The 18,699-nt window shown below is 53.2% G+C and carries 21 protein-coding genes; all 21 read left to right on the top strand.

Annotation, left to right across the window (positions count from 1 at the left end; genetic code table 11):
• Positions 1 to 14 precede the first annotated feature (14 nt).
• The 21 genes from AB2L51_RS06825 (at position 15) to nifU (ending at position 18,666) form a co-directional block, all read left to right on the top strand.
• Positions 15 to 224: a TOBE domain-containing protein gene (locus AB2L51_RS06825; protein WP_166114095.1), complete on the top strand. Its 210-nt coding sequence runs from the start codon at positions 15 to 17 to the stop codon at positions 222 to 224.
• Between the two features lie 195 nt (positions 225 to 419).
• Positions 420 to 1,787: an RNA polymerase factor sigma-54 gene (rpoN, locus tag AB2L51_RS06830; RefSeq protein WP_395581837.1), complete on the top strand. Its 1,368-nt coding sequence runs from the start codon at positions 420 to 422 to the stop codon at positions 1,785 to 1,787.
• A gap of 217 nt (positions 1,788 to 2,004) precedes the next feature.
• Positions 2,005 to 3,681 carry a nif-specific transcriptional activator NifA gene (nifA, locus tag AB2L51_RS06835; protein WP_395581839.1) on the top strand — a complete coding sequence of 559 codons (1,677 nt, stop codon included), beginning with the start codon at positions 2,005 to 2,007 and terminating at the stop codon, positions 3,679 to 3,681.
• Between the two features lie 183 nt (positions 3,682 to 3,864).
• Positions 3,865 to 5,340: a nitrogenase cofactor biosynthesis protein NifB gene (nifB, locus tag AB2L51_RS06840; protein ID WP_395581840.1), complete on the top strand. Its 1,476-nt coding sequence runs from the start codon at positions 3,865 to 3,867 to the stop codon at positions 5,338 to 5,340.
• A gap of 32 nt (positions 5,341 to 5,372) precedes the next feature.
• Entirely contained in the window at positions 5,373 to 5,567 is a 195-nt protein-coding gene (locus tag AB2L51_RS06845; RefSeq protein WP_166114104.1) for a 4Fe-4S binding protein, read from the top strand.
• A gap of 14 nt (positions 5,568 to 5,581) precedes the next feature.
• On the top strand, positions 5,582 to 6,415 hold the full coding sequence (locus AB2L51_RS06850) for a 4Fe4S-binding leucine-rich repeat protein (RefSeq protein WP_395581841.1): 834 nt from the start codon (positions 5,582 to 5,584) through the stop codon (positions 6,413 to 6,415).
• Positions 6,399 to 6,683, top strand: a complete 285-nt coding sequence (locus tag AB2L51_RS06855) for a nitrogen fixation protein NifZ (RefSeq protein WP_395581842.1) — start codon at positions 6,399 to 6,401, stop codon at positions 6,681 to 6,683. Before AB2L51_RS06850 ends, AB2L51_RS06855 begins: the two co-directional genes overlap by 17 nt.
• Positions 6,680 to 6,895, top strand: a complete 216-nt coding sequence (gene nifT / locus AB2L51_RS06860; protein ID WP_395581843.1) for a putative nitrogen fixation protein NifT — start codon at positions 6,680 to 6,682, stop codon at positions 6,893 to 6,895. The genes AB2L51_RS06855 and nifT overlap by 4 nt, the downstream gene beginning before the upstream one ends.
• On the top strand, positions 6,895 to 7,770 hold the full coding sequence (locus tag AB2L51_RS06865) for an SIR2 family NAD-dependent protein deacylase (RefSeq protein ID WP_395581844.1): 876 nt from the start codon (positions 6,895 to 6,897) through the stop codon (positions 7,768 to 7,770). The genes nifT and AB2L51_RS06865 overlap by 1 nt, the downstream gene beginning before the upstream one ends.
• A gap of 228 nt (positions 7,771 to 7,998) precedes the next feature.
• On the top strand, positions 7,999 to 8,898 hold the full coding sequence (gene nifH, locus AB2L51_RS06870; RefSeq protein ID WP_253545284.1) for a nitrogenase iron protein: 900 nt from the start codon (positions 7,999 to 8,001) through the stop codon (positions 8,896 to 8,898).
• 72 nt (positions 8,899 to 8,970) lie between these two features.
• Positions 8,971 to 10,461: a nitrogenase molybdenum-iron protein alpha chain gene (gene nifD / locus AB2L51_RS06875; protein WP_166114120.1), complete on the top strand. Its 1,491-nt coding sequence runs from the start codon at positions 8,971 to 8,973 to the stop codon at positions 10,459 to 10,461.
• Between the two features lie 77 nt (positions 10,462 to 10,538).
• Positions 10,539 to 12,074: a nitrogenase molybdenum-iron protein subunit beta gene (nifK, locus tag AB2L51_RS06880; RefSeq protein WP_395581845.1), complete on the top strand. Its 1,536-nt coding sequence runs from the start codon at positions 10,539 to 10,541 to the stop codon at positions 12,072 to 12,074.
• Positions 12,075 to 12,134: 60 nt separating this feature from the next.
• Positions 12,135 to 13,580 carry a nitrogenase iron-molybdenum cofactor biosynthesis protein NifE gene (gene nifE, locus AB2L51_RS06885; protein WP_395581846.1) on the top strand — a complete coding sequence of 482 codons (1,446 nt, stop codon included), beginning with the start codon at positions 12,135 to 12,137 and terminating at the stop codon, positions 13,578 to 13,580.
• 11 nt (positions 13,581 to 13,591) lie between these two features.
• Positions 13,592 to 14,992, top strand: coding sequence for a nitrogenase iron-molybdenum cofactor biosynthesis protein NifN (gene nifN / locus AB2L51_RS06890; protein ID WP_395581847.1), 1,401 nt, complete (start codon positions 13,592 to 13,594; stop codon positions 14,990 to 14,992).
• Positions 14,964 to 15,455 (top strand): nitrogen fixation protein NifX, encoded by a 492-nt coding sequence (gene nifX, locus AB2L51_RS06895; protein WP_166114132.1) that lies wholly within the window; start codon positions 14,964 to 14,966, stop codon positions 15,453 to 15,455. The genes nifN and nifX overlap by 29 nt, the downstream gene beginning before the upstream one ends.
• Positions 15,448 to 15,936, top strand: a complete 489-nt coding sequence (locus AB2L51_RS06900) for a NifX-associated nitrogen fixation protein (protein ID WP_475557840.1) — start codon at positions 15,448 to 15,450, stop codon at positions 15,934 to 15,936. Before nifX ends, AB2L51_RS06900 begins: the two co-directional genes overlap by 8 nt.
• 15 nt (positions 15,937 to 15,951) lie before the next feature.
• Entirely contained in the window at positions 15,952 to 16,158 is a 207-nt protein-coding gene (locus AB2L51_RS06905; RefSeq protein ID WP_395581848.1) for a CCE_0567 family metalloprotein, read from the top strand.
• A 2-nt stretch (positions 16,159 to 16,160) separates the two neighbouring features.
• Complete coding sequence (gene fdxB / locus AB2L51_RS06910; RefSeq protein ID WP_395581849.1) at positions 16,161 to 16,442, top strand: ferredoxin III, nif-specific; 282 nt, start codon at positions 16,161 to 16,163, stop codon at positions 16,440 to 16,442.
• Between the two features lie 20 nt (positions 16,443 to 16,462).
• Entirely contained in the window at positions 16,463 to 17,071 is a 609-nt protein-coding gene (locus AB2L51_RS06915; RefSeq protein WP_395581850.1) for a nitrogen fixation protein NifQ, read from the top strand.
• 302 nt (positions 17,072 to 17,373) lie between these two features.
• Positions 17,374 to 17,694, top strand: a complete 321-nt coding sequence (locus tag AB2L51_RS06920; RefSeq protein WP_395581851.1) for a HesB/IscA family protein — start codon at positions 17,374 to 17,376, stop codon at positions 17,692 to 17,694.
• 36 nt (positions 17,695 to 17,730) lie between these two features.
• Positions 17,731 to 18,666, top strand: a complete 936-nt coding sequence (gene nifU / locus AB2L51_RS06925; protein WP_395581852.1) for a Fe-S cluster assembly protein NifU — start codon at positions 17,731 to 17,733, stop codon at positions 18,664 to 18,666.
• Positions 18,667 to 18,699: the final 33 nt, after the last annotated feature.

Here is an 18,699-nt window from a genome sequence, read left to right on the forward strand (position 1 = left end):
TTGGAGAAAAGATCATGAAAATCAGCGCACGCAATCAGATCAAAGGCACAGTCAGTAAAATTGAAAAAGGTGCGACCACGTCTCACGTTAGTATCGAAATTGCCGGTGGCGTCATTGTCATGGCCGCCATTACCAACGAAGCCGTGGCAGAACTCGGGCTGAAGGATGGTGAGGCTGTTTATGCCGTTATCAAGGCCTCTGACGTTATGGTGGGTGTCGCCTGATTAAACACTACTGGTGGCACTGTACCCTGTAGGGAGGAGTTTTCTACAATACCGTAAAATCTGGCACGGTTTTTGCGTGGTTTTCATGAAACGTTTTTCCTAACAACGTTTCATGAAACAACGGGGAGGACAACTCATGTCCATGGGAAGATATCTTCTCTGCCGGATACCAATGACCAAGCAGGATGCAGGCTGATGTTGCAAGGTCAGGAAATGCGGCAAGGCCAGGGTCTGTTCATGAACGGGCAGATGCGTCAGGCGCTCCATTTGCTTCACCTTACCAATGTGGACCTGCAGGCTTATCTGGAAGAACAGGCAGCCTCCAACCCATTTCTTGAGCTTCCTTCCGTTGATCCAGCCATTTCTCCTCCTCAACGGTTTGAACGCGGGCGGGCGGATATGTTTGTCCAGGGTGGGCAAAGAGACGATGATGGTACGGCCCGCCTGCCCGATGTTCCACTTTCCCTGACGGATCAGCTGTATGAGCAGCTTCGTCTGTCCACAGCCAGTCAGCAGGATATGCTGATTGGTGCTTATCTGATCGAAGCTCTGGACGCCGCAGGTCGCCTTACGGACAGTATGGATATACTTGTGCAGCGCACGGGGCAATCGGCGGAGGACATAGAGCGGGTACGCCAGAATATGATGCGGTTTGAGCCCGTAGGCATTTTTGCCCGCTCCTTGCGTGAATGTCTGGCTGTACAGCTTCAGGAGCGTGGCAGTCTGGATCCTGCGATGGAAAAGTTGCTGGACCATATGGATATGCTGGCCCGTGGTGAGATGCTACGCCTTGCGCGGCAGTGCAGTGTGGATCAGGTTACGCTGGACAGCATGGTGGCTGAGCTTAAGAGGCTTAATCCCAAGCCGGGGTTTGATGCCGGGGCCGATATGGTACCTGTGCGGATGTCCGATCTCGTTGTGAGTGCTGATGGGCATGGCGATTGGGTGGTGGAGCTGAATGCCCAGACGTTGCCGCGAGTTATGCTGGCTCACGACCTGCAGACACGGGTGAGCCTGCGCGGGCCGGGTGTGCGGCAGCAGGATCGGCAGGTTTCCGGATTTCTGGAGCAGTGGCGCACGCAGGCGCACTGGCTTGTCCGTGGTATGGAATTGCGTTGCAATACGCTTCTGCGCGTGGCGCGGGAGATTTTCCGGCGGCAGGAAGCTTTTCTGGTTCATGGTGCATCGGGGCTTGTGCCCCTTACGCTCAAGGATGTAGCGGAGGGCGTTGGTGTGCATGAAAGCACCGTCAGCCGGGCGGTTATGGGTAAAGCTGTTGCAACGCCACAGGGGCTTTTTGCCCTGAGGTTTTTCTTCTCATCCGTTCTGGCCGGGAACACACAGCAGGCGCATAGTGCTGAAGCCGTGAGAGAGATGATCCGCCGTCTGGTGGCGGATGAAGGACCCAAAGCGGTTTTTTCTGATGATGATCTTGTACGCCAGCTTCGTGAACGGGGGATTGTTATTGCGCGTAGGACGGTCGCAAAATATCGGGATATTTTGAATATTGCGCCATCTTTTATAAGAAAGCGGAAAAATTTATTACGTGGAAGAGGCGCTTAGGCGATACACGGTTGTATTCTGCCATAACCATTCAAAAAGACTTGAAAATCATTATAAAAATTTATGAAATCAAGGGAGATTTTTTCAACTATTGGGTTGAAAAAAAGTATATTGATAAGTCTATTCATTTCGGAATCGTTTCATGGCGTGCTGTAGGGGGCGATGTCGGAGGCCCACAGGGTCAGTTGGGTGATCATGCGGTTGCGGGAAAAATGACATGACGCTACGAAAAGAAAGTCAGGGCATTATGTCTGGTGCCACAGGCATAACGGAAACAAGCGCTGAAGTCGCTTTGTCCGGGTTATATGAAATTTCCCGGATATTGTGCTCCCCCATTGAACTGGGCGTCATGCTTGTTCAGGTGTTTGCAACGCTTGAGAATTTTCTTGATATGAACGCGTGCGTGTGTGTGCTGCTTGGTGAAGGAGACCGGGTGGAGCGGATTGTAGGCTCACACGGAGATCCTGTTATTTCCCGTGACTATTTCATGTCCATGCCGGAGCGGGTTCTCGGCCATATCGTTACGCACAAGGCGCCCCTGATTATACCGGACATTGCCAATGACCAGACTATCGGTTTTCGGGCAAAACCTGCGTGGGCCGTCAATCCCCGGCAGGTGGGCATGATTGGCGTGCCCATTCCCGGACGGGATGGCATTATTGGTATTCTGGTCGTGGATTGTAAGGCTTTTTCTTCAGACTCACCGGTTGTCGCACTGAATACACGTCTACTGGCCATGGTTGGACACCTGATCGGGCAGACCGTGCGTCTGCACAGGCTGGTTGAGCGTGACCGCGAAAGGCTTATGGGCGATCTGGATCGCCGGACTGAGGTGGCCAAGCTGGGGGCCGCAGTGCATGCCGACACGGAAGATGTCCGTATTGTGGGGGAAAGCCCTGCCATTACAGCGATTATGGAAAAAATCCGCATTGTTGCGCGCAGTAACGCCACCGTGCTTCTACGGGGGGAGTCTGGAACCGGCAAAGAGGTCTTTGCCCGTGCGCTGCATCAGTTTTCACCGCGTTCCAAGGCACCTTTCGTCAAGCTCAATTGCGCGGCCCTGCCCGAAACGGTTCTTGAATCTGAGTTGTTCGGGCATGAGAAAGGAGCATTTACCGGAGCGGTTGCGGCTAGAAAAGGGCGTTTTGAGCTGGCCGATAGCGGGACATTGTTTCTTGATGAAATTGGCGAGATTTCAGCATCTTTTCAGGCAAAGCTCTTGCGTGTTCTGCAAGAGGGTGAATTTGAAAGGGTCGGAGGCACACGCACTTTAAAGGTGAATGTGCGTATTGTCGCAGCGACCAACCGGGACCTGGAGGATGCAGTAACCAAAGGCAAATTCCGTGCCGATCTTTATTACAGGCTCAGCGTCATCCCTGTTTTTCTACCTTCCCTGCGGGAACGCCCAACAGATATTCCTTTGCTGGCACAGGAGTTTCTGGATCGTTTCAATCAGGAGAATGGTACTGAACTGCAGATTGATTCCAATGGGCTTGCCGTTTTAAGTGGCTGTTATTTCCCCGGGAATGTGCGTGAGCTGGAAAACTGTATCCGGCGTACGGCGACCCTGTCACGCGGGAGCGTTATTGGCGAGGATGATTTTGCCTGTCATAGCGATGGATGCCTTTCTTCTGTTTTGTGGCAGGTTGGTGGGGCGGAGAGTGTTTTATCCTCTTCTGCCAAGCAATCCCTTCTGCTTCCCATGCGCGAAGAGTCTTCGCCATCCGCTTCGGTCGATACGACAGTGGCCGGGCGTTCGGAGAAGGAAATGCTTGAAGATGCCATGGAAAAAGCGGGGTGGGTTCAGGCCAAAGCGGCACGTATCCTTGGTCTGACACCACGGCAGGTTGGCTATGCTCTGCGTAAAAATGGAATCTCGATCAAAAAGTTCTGAATAAGAACGTCAAGATTTGTTTTTAAGATTGATCCGTTTTTATATGGTGCTGTCATGGTTGTGCGTAGCCTGCCATGCAGGGGTTGTCCCCGATAAATTCATATCCCCTTTATTCAAAGCTACTGTGCAGTTTGGCACGAATTTTGCGGCTTTTCTGCTAAGCAACAAGGGGGAGTAGGGCAGATGGCCGGGCAGTTGATCGGCCTGCAGAATTTTGCAGGTAGTGGTGCAGAAACCATGCGTGCAGCGCTCTCGGGCGGGTGCTCGTCGTCTCAGTGTGGGAGTTCAGACAAACCGGATTCCATGTCCGAGGAAGTATGGGCAAAAATCAAGGATCATCCATGCTATTCGGAAGAAGCGCATCATTATTTTGCGCGCATGCATGTGGCTGTGGCCCCTGCATGTAATATTCAGTGTAACTACTGTAACCGAAAATACGACTGCGCAAACGAAAGTCGACCCGGTGTCGTCTCGGAAAAACTGACGCCAGAGCAAGCGCAGCGCAAGGTGATTACCGTCGCCAATGAGGTTCCGCAGCTTTCTGTGCTTGGGATCGCAGGACCAGGAGACGCCTGTTATGACTGGAAAAAAACGCGCGACACATTCGGGCTGATCGCAGCGGATATTCCAGATATCAAACTGTGTCTTTCCACCAATGGTCTGGCTCTGCCTGATCATGTGGACGAAATTGCGGACATGAATATCGATCATGTCACAATTACCATCAACATGGTTGATCCTGAGATCGGTGTGCAGATTTACCCCTGGATTTTTTATAAAAATCGACGCTGGACAGGACTGGACGCCTCAAAGATCCTGCATGAGCGGCAGATGCTTGGTCTGGAGATGCTGACCGTGCGCGGTATTCTCACCAAGATCAACTCAGTCATGATCCCGGGAGTGAATGACACGCATCTGATGGAGGTCAACAGGGTTGTTAAGGAAAAAGGCGCATTCTTGCATAATATCATGCCACTTATTTCCGACCCGGCGCATGGCACCCATTATGGATTGACCGGTCAGCGCGGCCCCACGCCCGCTGAACTCAAGGCTTTGCAGGATCAGTTGGAGGATGGCGCAAAGCTTATGCGGCATTGCCGGCAGTGTCGGGCTGATGCCGTAGGGCTGCTGGGCGAGGACCGTGGTCAGGAGTTTACGCTGGATCAGTTGGAAGAGGCTGTCGCCTATGATCCATCCCGTCGGGGGAATTATCGCGCCCTTGTTGCGGAAATGCGCGGAGAACATGAAGCCGCCAAACGTGTGGCCAGTGAATCTCTGGTGGAAGTTCAACAGGCCCCGGTCGCGCTGGTCGCAATAGCGACAAAAGGTGGTGGACGCATTAACCAGCATTTTGGTCATGCTACGGAATTCCAGATTTATGAAGTCTCGAGTCAGGGCATAAAGTTTGTCGGGCACCGCAAAACCGAACAGTACTGTGAAGGTGGCTGGGGAGAGGATGCAACTCTGGACGGGGTCATAGCCGCTCTGGATGGAGTAAGCGCCGTGCTTTGCGGAAAAATTGGTGACTGCCCCAAGGAATCTCTGGCGGCGGCAGGAATTGTTGCAACGGATGTCTATGCCCTTGAATGGATTGAAGAGGGGATAGGTCATTGGTACGAACAGCTGAACGGGCAACAGGAACAGCGTCAGAGCGCTTGATATAACAGTATTTTTTGTGAAAGGTTGAAGTCATGGCTTATAAAATTGTTACGTCTCAATGCACCGTATGTGGAGCCTGCGAATTTGAATGCCCCAATGCGGCAATTTCTCTCAAGAATGATCTGTACGTGATCAATGCCAAAAAATGTACTGAATGCGAGGGGCAGTTTGATACACCGCAATGTGCTGCGGTCTGCCCTGTTCCAAAGACCTGCATTCCAGCCTGAGGACTCCAGCGGCCGTGCCAGATCATGCCAGCGGAGACGATCAGCTCAGGGATATTTCCGCCTGGGAGACAGCCGAACCGCATGACTGGCTCGGCCATAAGCTGCAATGTCAGGGTTGCCGCCATGAGCAGTTGCACCGTGATGGTCGGTGCCGTCGTGGGCGTGTGTGTGTGCGTGATGCACGCGCACGCCGGATAGAGAGATTTTTCCGTGAAAATCCCTCAGGGGCTAATGATTACCTTGATCATCCCTATTTTGAAGTGCGGACATTGGCAGTGCGGTTTGCATCCGTATTCCGTCTGCCAGCACTGATTAACGATCCCGATGCCGAAGTCCGGGCAGGTGTTGCCCTGCGCCTGCCTGTAGCGCGGATTGAAGCATTGGCAAACGACCCGGACAGGCGGGTGCGCATTGCGGTGGCAAGCCGTCTTGGCGGTAAAGCTCTGATGAAAATGCTGGCTGATGAAGACTGGTTTGTACGCCTTATTGTCGTAAGACGTCTGTCAGCGAGTTGCCTTGTCGGTGCGGTGCATGATCCTGAGCCTGACGTACGCCGTTGGGTGGCGCGGGGCATTGACCTGAAATATCTACCTGCCCTTGCATCCGACCCCGAACCAACCGTGCGCCAGATTGTTGCTACGCGTGCGCAGGAGGGGTTGTTGTACCAGCTCGCACATGATCCCGACATTCGGGTCCGGTTTACGTCAATCGAAAGATTGCCATACCCGATGCTTGCAGCGCTGGAAAATGATGAAGAAAAAATCATTCGTGATCTGGTCGCGCGTCGGCTCGCCGAGGAAAAGCAGACAGGTCATCCAGAAGGGGAAGATCATGGGATTGGGACGTGAGGAAGAAGTAGAAACACGCGGCAAGCCTGTTTTTATGCCCGGCGATAAAGTCCGGGCAACACGATACGTCAAGAATGACGGAACTTTTGCTGGACGTGAAATTGGAGAAATGCTCGTTCACAAAGGTGATGTCGGGTACGTGCGGGATATCGGTGTGTTTTTGCAACGTTATTATATTTACGCGGTCGAGTTTGTAGAACGCGGCACCATTGTTGGCATGCGGGCTCGCGAACTTCATGCGGAAACTGAGAATAGGAAAATGCCATGAAGGTGATGTTGCGCCGGAATGACCGGGGGTTGTCGGTTTATGTACCCAAAAAAGATCTGGAGCAGCCGGTGGTTGCCCAGGAAAAAGAAACGTTATGGGGTGGGTGGGTCCGGCTTAAAAACGGCTGGGTGCTTGAACTTCCTTCCATGGAACACGGAACAAAATTGCCGGTAACGGTCAATGCGCGTCGTATTGGCGAGGAGGAAGGGTAATGATCAGTTGGGATCATCTTTTTGCACGTATCAGTGCAGGACATCTGGTACCCTATCTTGGCCCCGGCATGACGGCGGTTGCTCTTGATCTGCAAAAACAGTCTGCACAGGCTACTGGACAGAGTAAGGAAACGGACAGTCCTGTTCCGTCCAATACAAAGGAGCTGGCTGATTTTTTTGCACGGCATGTGGCGTTGCCAAAGCGCGCCAGGGGTAATCCGTGGGCTGCTGCACAGTATATCGAAAGCAAGCGCCATCGCCAGACACTCGATGCCTTGATGGACCGCGCATTTTCCCTTCCCATTGCTCCTTCTCCACTACATTTCAGTCTGGCAGCGAGTGCTCCCTCCATGATTGTCGATACATGGTATGATGGGATTATGCGGGTTGCTCTTGGTTGTGTCGCCGGTAACCGCTGGGGAGAAGTGCAGGGTACCCCACGGACAGGTGTGCGGGACTTTACCTGGTATTGCGCCTACGACGCACAGGGCGACGCCGTGACCATGCAGGATGCAACGGACTGGAAAACAGTCCTTTATAAACCGCATGGTTCCGTGTCCCCGGCACATCATTATCTGGTTGCTGATTCAGATTATGTCGAAGTGCTGACAGAACTCGACATTCAGACGCCGATTCCTGACATTGTGCAAAAGCGCCGCACTCCGGTCGGATTTTTGTTTCTGGGATGCAGGTTTGATGACCAGATGCTGCGTTCATATGCACGCCAGATCATGAAGCGTTCGAGCGGGCCACATTACGCGATTCTGCCAGATGTTGAACTGACACGGAATGAAAAGCGTTTTCTGGACGAAATGCAGATTACCCGGCTCGATCTTCCTCTTGTCGGGGCAGATTATGTCCACAATCTTGCATAAAATCGGGTCGATGGACGGAGGGTACTGATTTTTAGAGTGTAATTATAAAAATATAATTTTTTCATAGAGATATTTTAAAACAGATTCGTCCGGATATATCCTCCCCGTCTACATATTTCATGGTTTTGGGCCTGTGTGGGGGAGGGTTGGCACAGTATTTGCGGGATAACAGGGTGTGTCGGACGCGTTGTCCGAAACAGGCAGTTCCATCAATACAGGACCGAAATCATGGGTAAGCTTCGTCAGATCGCCTTTTATGGCAAGGGAGGGATCGGAAAATCGACCACTTCCCAGAATACGCTCGCCGCTCTCGTAGAGATGGGGCAGAAGATCCTGATCGTTGGATGTGATCCCAAGGCTGACTCTACGCGTCTGATTCTGAACGCCAAGGCGCAGGATACGGTTCTCAGCCTTGCTGCTGAAGCGGGTTCGGTGGAGGATCTCGAACTCGAAGATGTTCTCAAAGTTGGTTACAACGGGATCAAATGTGTTGAATCCGGTGGTCCGGAACCCGGCGTGGGTTGCGCAGGGCGTGGCGTTATTACCTCCATCAACTTTCTGGAAGAAAACGGCGCTTATGATGATGTAGACTATGTCTCCTACGACGTGCTGGGGGACGTGGTGTGCGGCGGGTTTGCCATGCCAATCCGTGAAAACAAGGCGCAGGAAATCTATATCGTCATGTCCGGCGAAATGATGGCGCTGTATGCAGCCAACAACATTGCCAAGGGCATTTTGAAATACGCCCATTCTGGTGGTGTGCGTCTGGGCGGGCTGATCTGCAACGAACGCCAGACCGACCGTGAATATGATCTGGCTGATGCTCTGGCCAAGCGCCTGAACTCCAAGCTTATTCATTTTGTGCCGCGCGCCAACATTGTGCAGCATGCCGAACTGCGCCGCCAGACGGTGATTGAATACGCACCGGAAAGCCAGCAGGCTGCGGAATATCGTGAACTGGCCCGCAAAATCCATGAAAACTCGGGTCAGGGGACCATTCCTACCCCGATTACCATGGAAGAGCTGGAAGAAATGCTGCTCGAATTCGGTATCATGAAGACCGAGGAACAGCAGCTGGCCGAACTGGCCGCCAAGGAAGCTGAAAAAACGGCCGCTGCAATAGCGTGATCCTGAGCCGGGCGGGTCGGGTTTGTTCCGTACCCGTCAGGCTTTTCGCTCTCGAAACCCAGGAGAAAGACGATGAGCCTCGATGAAGGGACCATCAACGACCCCACGCTGCCTGAACGCCTGATAGCAGAGGTTCTGGAAGCGTATCCGGATAAATCCCGCAAGCGTCGCCAGAAGCATCTGAGCGTTTCTACGACCCCTGATGCCGAAGAAAAGGCAGATGGTGCTCTGAGCGAATGTGACGTCAAATCCAACATCAAGTCTATTCCCGGTGTCATGACCATTCGCGGCTGTGCTTATGCCGGTTCGAAAGGCGTGGTCTGGGGACCTGTCAAGGACATGGTGCATATCAGCCATGGGCCTGTCGGGTGTGGCCAGTATTCATGGTCGCAGCGTCGGAATTACTACATTGGCAATACCGGCGTGGATTCATTTGTAACAATGCAGTTCACATCTGATTTTCAGGAACGTGACATTGTTTTTGGCGGTGACAAGAAGCTCGAAAAGATCATTGATGAAATTGATGAACTTTTCCCGCTGGCAAAAGGAATCTCCATTCAGTCCGAATGTCCGATCGGTCTGATTGGTGATGATATTGAAGCCGTCTCGCGCAAGAAAAAGAAAGAAACCGGCAAAACAATCGTGCCTGTAAGGTGTGAAGGTTTTCGCGGTGTTTCGCAGTCTCTCGGCCATCACATTGCGAATGACGCCATTCGTGACTGGGTGTTCAATCAGGAGGGTGCGGAAGATAAATTTGAAACAACTCCTTACGATGTCAATGTTATCGGGGATTATAACATTGGCGGCGATGCCTGGTCTTCGCGCATTCTGCTTGAAGAAATCGGGCTGAGGGTAGTCGGCAACTGGTCGGGTGATGCCACATTGGCCGAGATGGAGCGTGCGCCCAAGGCCAAGCTCAATCTTATCCATTGCTATCGGTCCATGAACTACATCTGCCGCTACATGGAAGAGAAGTACAACATTCCCTGGGTGGAATATAACTTCTTTGGTCCGTCCCAGATCGCAGCCTCCCTGCGCAAGATTGCCGCTCTGTTTGACGAGACCATTCAAGCGAACGCAGAACGTGTGATTGCCAAGTACCAGCCTCTGGTTGATGCAATTCTGGCCAAATACAAGCCGCGGCTCGAAGGCAAGACAGTCATGCTCTACGTGGGTGGTCTGCGGCCGCGCCATGTGGTGAATGCCTATGATGATCTGGGTATGGTGATTACCGGCACAGGTTACGAATTTGCACATAGCGATGACTACCAACGCACCGGTCACTACGTGCGTGAAGGTACGCTGATCTATGATGACGTGACCGGCTACGAGCTTGAGCGTTTTATTGAAGGCATGCGCCCTGACCTTGTCGGGTCTGGAATTAAGGAAAAATACCCCGTGCAGAAAATGGGTATTCCGTTCCGCCAGATGCACTCGTGGGATTATTCCGGCCCTTATCATGGTTACGACGGCTTTGCGATTTTCGCGCGTGACATGGACCTGGCCATCAACAACCCGGTCTGGGGCCTGTTTAAGGCACCCTGGAAAAAAGAAGCAGCCTGACGCTGCTTCTTCAAAATGAACTGAACAGGCGTGTGGTGCCGTCTGGCGCACCCGCGACCTGAAGAGGAGCAAGGACAATGCCACAGTCCGTTGATAAAATTCTCGACCATGCGCCACTGTTTCGGGAACCTGAATATAAGGAAATGCTCGCTCGCAAGGCCGAGTTCGAGAACATGCCTCCGGTCGAGCAGGTTACACAGATTGCTGACTGGACAAAAAGCTGGGATTACCGGGAAAAGAACTTTGCCCGTGAGTCATTGAGCGTCAATCCTGCCAAGGCATGCCAGCCGCTTGGCGCTGTATTTGTGGCCTCGGGTTTTGAGCGTACCATGAGCTTTGTGCATGGCTCGCAAGGCTGCGTGGCATATTATCGCTCGCATCTGTCCCGGCATTTCAAGGAACCATCCTCGGCTGTCTCCTCGTCCATGACGGAAGACGCGGCTGTGTTTGGTGGCCTGAACAATATGGTTGATGGGCTGGCGAATACTTACAAGCTTTATTCGCCCAAGATGATTGCTGTCTCCACAACATGCATGGCAGAAGTGATCGGCGATGACCTGAATGCCTTTATTGCCACAGCCAAGGAAAAAGAGTCGGTCCCGGCAGACTTTGACGTTCCTTTTGCTCATACACCGGCTTTTGTTGGTAGCCATGTGACCGGCTATGACAACATGCTCAAAGGGATTCTTGAGCATTTCTGGAAAGGCAAGACAGCGACCTCCAACGGCTCTTTGAACATTATTCCGGGCTTTGATGGGTTTGCTGTTGGGAATAACCGTGAACTCAAACGGGTTCTGGATCTGATGGGCGTGGATTACACGATCCTTTCGGATGTGTCTGACCAGTTTGATACGCCCTCGGATGGTGAATTCCGCATGTATGATGGCGGCACCCCGATTGAAGCGACCAAAAATGCGGTCAATGCTTCGGCCACGCTGTCCTTGCAGGAATATTGCACTCCCAAGACGCTTGATTATGCGGCAAGCTTTGGCCAGAAAACAAAATCTCTGCATTATCCCATAGGTGTTGGCGGTACGGATGACCTGCTGGGTAGCATTTCCGAACTGACCGGCAAACCTGTGCCCGAAGCTCTGGAGCTTGAACGTGGGCGTCTGGTGGATGCCATGGCCGATAGTCAGGCCTGGCTGCATGGAAAGACCTACGCCATCTACGGTGATCCGGATTTTGTTTATGGCATGGCCCGCTTTGTGCTCGAAACGGGTGGTGAGCCCAAGCACTGCCTTGCAACAAACGGTTCCAAGGCATGGGAAGCCCAGATGCAGGAACTGTTTGACAGTTCGCCATTTGGTGCAGGATGCAAAGCCTGGGGCGGGCGTGACCTTTGGCATATGCGTTCGCTTCTGGCCACGGAGCAGGTCGATCTGCTGATTGGCAACTCCTATGGCAAGTATCTGGAGCGTGATACAAAAACACCTCTGATCCGGCTGATGTTCCCGATTTTTGATCGTCATCATCATCACCGTTTCCCGGTATGGGGTTATCAGGGTGGTTTGCGTGTTCTGGTAACAATCCTTGATAAAATCTTTGATTGTCTGGATCAGGATACGATCGAACCGGGCGTTACAGACTACTCCTTCGACCTGACTCGTTAAAAATGTCTTTTATCCTGCCCCGTTCAGTCTGAATGGGGCAGCCTTCATAGGAGAATGGGCATGGCGGAGTCCCTGAACGCGAAGATAACCGCGCTCTTTGATGAGCCAGGTTGCAACACGAACGTCGCCAAAGGTGAGAAGGCGCGTAAAAAGGGATGTTCCAAGCCACTTCAACCCGGGGCTGCGGCCGGGGGTTGTGCGTTTGACGGCGCCAAAATTGCACTCCAGCCCATAACGGATGTTGTGCATCTGGTGCATGGTCCATTGGCCTGTGAGGGGAATGGTTGGGATAACCGCCATGCAGCGTCGTCTGGACCGACGTTGTACCGTATTGGTGCGACAACTGATATTACAGAAACCGATATTATTATGGGAAATGGCGAAAAGCGGCTTTATCGCGCCATGCGTGAGGTTGTGGAGCGTTACGCTCCTCCCGCCATTTTTGTCTATTCAACCTGCGTGACGGCCCTGATTGGTGACGATATTAACGCCGTGTGCCGCCACGCGACAGAGAAGTTTGGTATTCCCTGTATTCCTGTTAACGCACCGGGTTTTGTCGGTTCTAAAAATCTTGGGAACAAACTGGCTGGTGAGGCTCTGCTTGACCATGTGATCGGGACCATGGAGCCTGAGGTTACAACGCCAACGGACATCAATATTTTAGGGGACTATAATCTTTCAGGGGAGTTGTGGCAGGTCAAACCCCTTCTGGAGCAACTGGGTATTCGATTAAATGCCTGTATTACGGGGGATGCCCGCTACCGTGAGGTCGCCACCGCGCATCGTGCACGGGTGAATATGATGGTCTGCTCCACGGCCTTGATCAATGTCGCCCGCAAAATGGAAGAGCGATGGGGAATTCCTTATTTTGAAGGCTCTTTTTATGGAATTAGCGATACATCGGAGGCTTTGCGCACTCTGGCTCGGCTGCTGGTTGCACAGGGTGCAGATGCCGGACTGATTGTGCGTACCGAGAACCTGATTGAAGCAGAAGAAAAAAGAGCCTGGAACAGACTGGAGACTTATCGCTCTCGGCTGGCAGGCAAGCGGGTTCTACTTTATACGGGTGGGGTTAAATCCTGGTCAATCGTCTCTGCCCTGCAGGAAATGGGGATGGTGATTGTCAGTACTTCTGTTCGTAAATCAACTGATAATGACAAGCAGAAAATAAAAGACCTTATGGGTGGAGACGCGCATATGGTGAACTCCATCCCCCCGCGTGAGATGTATGCCCAACTGCGCAGGGGGGATGCGGATATTCTTCTTTCGGGCGGAAGAACGCAATTTGTTGCGCTTAAAGCGCGTACTCCATGGCTGGATATTAATCAGGAACGTCACCATGCCTTTGCCGGGTACGATGGCATGGTCACTCTTGTGCGCCAACTGGATGCGTCCCTGTCCAACCCGGTCTGGAAGGATGTCAGGCGGCTGGCTCCATGGGAGCAGGAAGACGGCGAGACAGGATTTGATGATGAGGGCGTACCTGCCCTCGTACCCATCGGATAAGGGAGAAAACAATGGCGACCGTTATCCAGCGCCGTAAGGCGGCTTCTCTCAACCCGCTCAAATCATCAGCTCCTCTGGGGGCTGCCCTTGCTTATCTGGGTATTGAAAAGGGTATTCCCCTGTTTCATGGCGCGCAGGGATGTACCTCTTTTGCGCTGGTTCTGTCGGTAAGGCACTTCAAGGAAGCCATTCCCCTTCAGACAACAGCCATGGATGAGGTGGCCACGGTTCTGGGGGGAGCTTCAAACCTGGAGGAGGCGCTTCTAACGCTGGTCCGGCGGATGAAGCCCGGTTTTATCGGGGTTGCCACTACGGCGTTGGTGGAAACGCGCGGGGAGGACAGTGAGGGTGATCTACGCCTGATTATAGAGCGGAATCCTGAACTGGCGGAGACAAAGGTGGTTCTGGCCTCCACCCCCGACTACGCTGGCGCGCTGGAGGAAGGCTGGGCAAGTGCGACCACCGCGATCATTAACAGTCTGGTCGAACCGTGGTCTCCTTCCATCCGTGCATTTCAGCAGATCAATGTCTTGCCAGGTGTGCACCAGACTCCGGCTGATATTGAAGCCCTGCGTGAAATTATTGAAAGTTTTGGATTTTATCCGGTTATTCTTCCCGATATTTCCTATTCGCTTGATGGTCATATTGCCGAAAGCTGGGTGCCGACCTCCCTTGGTGGCACATCGTTGTCGGAAATTGCGAATATGGCGCGCGCGGTACATACCATTGCCATTGGCGAGCATATGCGTGCGCCAGCAGATACCCTGACAGCCGTAACCGGTGTGCCAGCAACGGTGTTTCCCACACTTACGGGTCTGGAGCCATCAGACCGTCTGGTTTCTTTGCTGGCGCGTCTTTCGCTCAGACCCGTGCCGGGTCGGTTGCGCAGGCAGCGCGCGCAACTGGTTGACGCCATGCTGGATGGGCATTTTCATTTTGGCGGCAAGAGGGTGGCTATTGCTGCTGATCCGGACCTTCTCTTCAGCCTTGCGCAGTTTTTTGCAGGCATGGGCGCATCGATCGTGACAGCCATTGCGTCCACCGGGGGGAATCGCATCCTTCAGCAGATCCCTGTTGAAACTGTTGTTGTGGGTGATCTTGTGGATCTGGAAGATGGTGCCGCGCAGGCGGGTGCGGACCTTCTGGTTACGCATAGCCACGGCCGGCAGGCAGCAGCCAGGCTTGGAGTTCCGCTTATGCGCGTTGGCTTTCCAATCTTTGACCGGCTTGGTGTCTCGCATGAGGAAACAGTGGGTTATCGCGGCACGCGTTCACTGATCTTCCGGGTGGCCAATCAGTTCCTTGATGAGAGCCATGAGTGCAGGCCGGAAGATTTTGAAAGTGCCATTCCAGCACCAGTCATCATTACTGAGGAGGGGCGTCATGCCAGCGGTACATTTGCAACTCATTGAAACAGCACAGAACGGCCCGCAGGACGATCTGCCGCAGGACGCTCCACGCCTGCGGATTGCCATTGCCACGCGGGATATGAAGTCCCTGAATGCGCATTTTGGTTCGGCCCAGCGCTTTGCAATATGGGATGTTACGCCACACAACGCACGCTTTGTGGAAGCCGTAGCGTTTGATGATGTTTCGGACGAAAGTGGAGCGCATCAGACCGAAGGGGATGACCGCATTGGCCCCAAGGTGGAAGCGTTGGCCGGGTGTAACCTGCTGTTTGTGCTCGCAATCGGTGGCCCGGCAGCAGCCAAGGTCGTGCGGGCTCATATTCACCCGGTCAAGCTTTTGAATCCCGAAAGCATTTCCTCGGTCATTGAGCGGGTACAGGCCATGATGGTGGGTAATCCTCCACCTTGGTTGCGCAAGGCCATGGGCGTTAAACGGTCAATGGATTTTCTGGACGAGGATGATTGATATGTCTCACCAAGTATCACCTGCAACGCTGGTGCAGGAAGAAGACCCAATGAAAAGTCCCTTTCTGAGGGCGTTAATCGGGCGTATCCGTGCAGAAGATTCCTTCGGCGCATGGGAAAACAAGCCGGATGAATGGCTGCTGCGTGATTATATTGTCAGTCGGGAAGAAAAACGCGCCATGCCTATCATCAGCGATCCGGATCCGGATGTTATCTCTCGTGTGGAGCATTTTTATCAGGCCGTTGGTCTTGCTGTGGAACAGGAGTGTGGTTTGATGGCCTCTCCCATGATGAAAATGAGTCATGAAGGCTTTGGTCGCGTGATCCTGACGACAGGCAGGCTGGTCATTTTTTCAAAAACACTGCGTGACGTGCATCGCTTCGGCTTTGAGAATCTTGCTACCCTTGCGCGGGAAGGTACGAAGGCCGTGCAGATGGCTCTCGATATTATCAGGGAATATCCCGAAGTCGCCAGAGCGTGAGAAGAGGGTATCATAATGGATGATATTGAAGAACTTCGGGCGGAAATAAAAAAACTTTCGTCACGGGCGGTCAAGGCGAAAATGGATCTGCATGATCTGTCAGAAGACCTGCCTGTCGGCTGGACCAATATTCCCGAGGTGGCTGCCCGTGCGCATGATGCATACGCCATTTTGGAGGCGCGCCGCACGACATTACGTGCGCTGGAAGAAAAAGGGGATTGAATATGAACGCAACAACCCGAGATGGCCGTAGTTGGAGTCCTTCCTATCTGGACGCCATAGACCCTGCGGTGTGTATTGGCTGTGGCCGCTGCTACAAGGTGTGTGGTCGCGGTGTCATGACCCTGCGTGGTGTAAATGACGAGGGCGAAATTGTTGATGACGAAGAAGACGAAGACGATATTGATCGTCGCGTCATGGCCATGGAGGATGCTGGGGCGTGTGTGGGGTGTGGTGCCTGCGCCAGGGTATGCCCCACAAATTGCCAGACTCACATAGCAGCCTGATAAGCCCGGAGGAACTGGTTATGGGAGCAGCAGATATTCATGCCTGGTTGATGGCGGCTGTTCATGGGGACATGTGCGAAGGGTTCGATGCGCATGTTCTGGCTTCCATACTGGCTGTTGGTCTGGCGGATGCCAGAGAGCGTAACTGTCTGCCATCGGAAACGCTGGGGGTTGGCGGGGTGCGCCTGAGCCAGCTGGTAGGACAGGTGTTTCCATCCGTTCATGCACTTTTTGAATCTTTTGAAAGTCAGGCCGAGCCCATACTGGATGAAGATGAAAACTGCCTGCGTGATCTTTTGCGCAGAGCCACCACGGGGGAGGAGCGCGAACTGCTGTTGGCCGATATGGTGGCGAGGCGCGCCATGGCGCCCAACCATTTATGGCAGGATCTGGGGCTACGCTCACGGCGGGAGTTGTCCTGGCTTATGGAACGGCATTTTGAACCATTGGCCAGCCGCAACACGGGAGACATGAAATGGAAAAAGTTTCTTTTTCGTATGATCTGTCGTGATGAAGGGTTTCGACTGTGTAGTGTTCCGGTCTGTGCGGAATGTGATGATTTTGAGGACTGTTTCGGGGATGAAAGCGGTGAAAGCCGCATGGCGCGTACCCGAAAAGGGACCGACTGAGTTGTGCAGGCTGGTTCGCCGCTCTCATATAATCATCCGGTGTTTGCCCTGATGGCGCTTTGTGTCGCATTCCGCTCATAACCCGCGCACACACGTTGCAAACAGAACAGCATTGTTTACTTCCATAAAAACAAACGTCTTTTTCATTCTGATATATATATCCCCGTAGTCTGTGTTTGTCGTATGCACGGGCTGTTCTCGTGGTTGCACAGCACATATTACTTTTTGCAATGCAGACAGGCGCTTCTGGCACGATCCTTGCGACATTTCTTTTGAGGAAAAGAATTGAGGCGGAGGGGAAAATGATCCAGTTGACCAATGCAGCGCGCGATGCCGTGCGTTCAGCCATTGCCGGTTCAAGTAACCCGGCGGAAGGCATCCGTATCATGGTTGAAGCCGGTGGGTGCTCGGGCTTTAAATATATGATGGGTCTGGTCTCTGCGCCAGAGAAAGACGATATTGTTGTTCTTTGTGATGACGTCAAGGTCTTTGTCGATCGTGCGAGCAGTCCGCATCTTGAGGGCACAACGGTTGATTTTGTGGTCTCTCTCGAGCAATCCGGATTTTCATTCGATAACCCGAACGCGGCATCCAAATGCTCCTGTGGGAAGTCTTTTAATTAAAATCCCTGTTGGCTGGGGGAACGGGAGTGAGGGGTCATGTGGGAATATTCCGATAAGGTTAAAGAATATTTTTTCAACCCAAAGAATGTTGGGGTCATAGAGGACGCCAATGGTGTGGGTGAGGTCGGGGCCATTGCCTGCGGGGATGCGCTAAAACTGATGATTCAGGTTGATCCCGACACGGATCGCATTACCAGTGCACGGTTCCAGACATTCGGGTGCGGGTCCGCCATTGCGTCCTCCTCGGCTCTGACGGAAATTATCGTCGGAAAAACGGTTGATGAAGCGCTGAAGATTACGAATCAGGACATTGCCGATTTTCTGGGTGGTCTGCCGCCGGAAAAAATGCACTGTTCGGTCATGGGGTATGAGGCCCTGCGTGCCGCCGTTGCCAACTATCGGGGCGAAACATGGGAGGACGACCATGAAGAAGGCGCTCTGCTGTGCAAATGCTTTGGTGTTGATGAAGGCATGCTTGAGCGCGCGGTACGCAACAATAATCTGACCAGCATGGAGCAGGTTGCCCAGTACACCAAGGCAACGGCAAGTTGCTCTACCTGTGCAGAAACGGTTGAGGAGGCTCTGGAGCGTATTAACGCGGCAATGGTGAGCGAGGGTGTGCTGGATGCGCGGGATGCCTTTGTGGCAGGGGCGCTGCCCCCTACGCGGCGCGCGGCGCGCAAGACTTCTCCTCTTGTTGAACTGAGCACACCGACAGCTCCCGCCAAGTTGACCACAGTGCAGCGTATCCGTGCGGTGGAGGAGGTGCTGACCGAATTGCGTCCGGTTCTCCAAGGCGATGGCGGGGATTGTGAACTGGTGGATGTGGACGGCAACAAGGTGATGGTCCGGCTTAGTGGTGCCTGTGTGAACTGCCAGCTTGCATCCGTTACGGTGCAGGGCATTCAGCAGCGTCTGGCTGAGCGGCTGGGTGAGCCGGTTCGGGTTATTCCGGTGCCCGCCGGTCATTGATGTTGCCGTGTGGTCTATGAGGTGATGACAAAA

This window comes from Acetobacter fabarum (assembly GCF_040702925.2).
Taxonomy (GTDB): domain Bacteria; phylum Pseudomonadota; class Alphaproteobacteria; order Acetobacterales; family Acetobacteraceae; genus Acetobacter; species Acetobacter fabarum_B.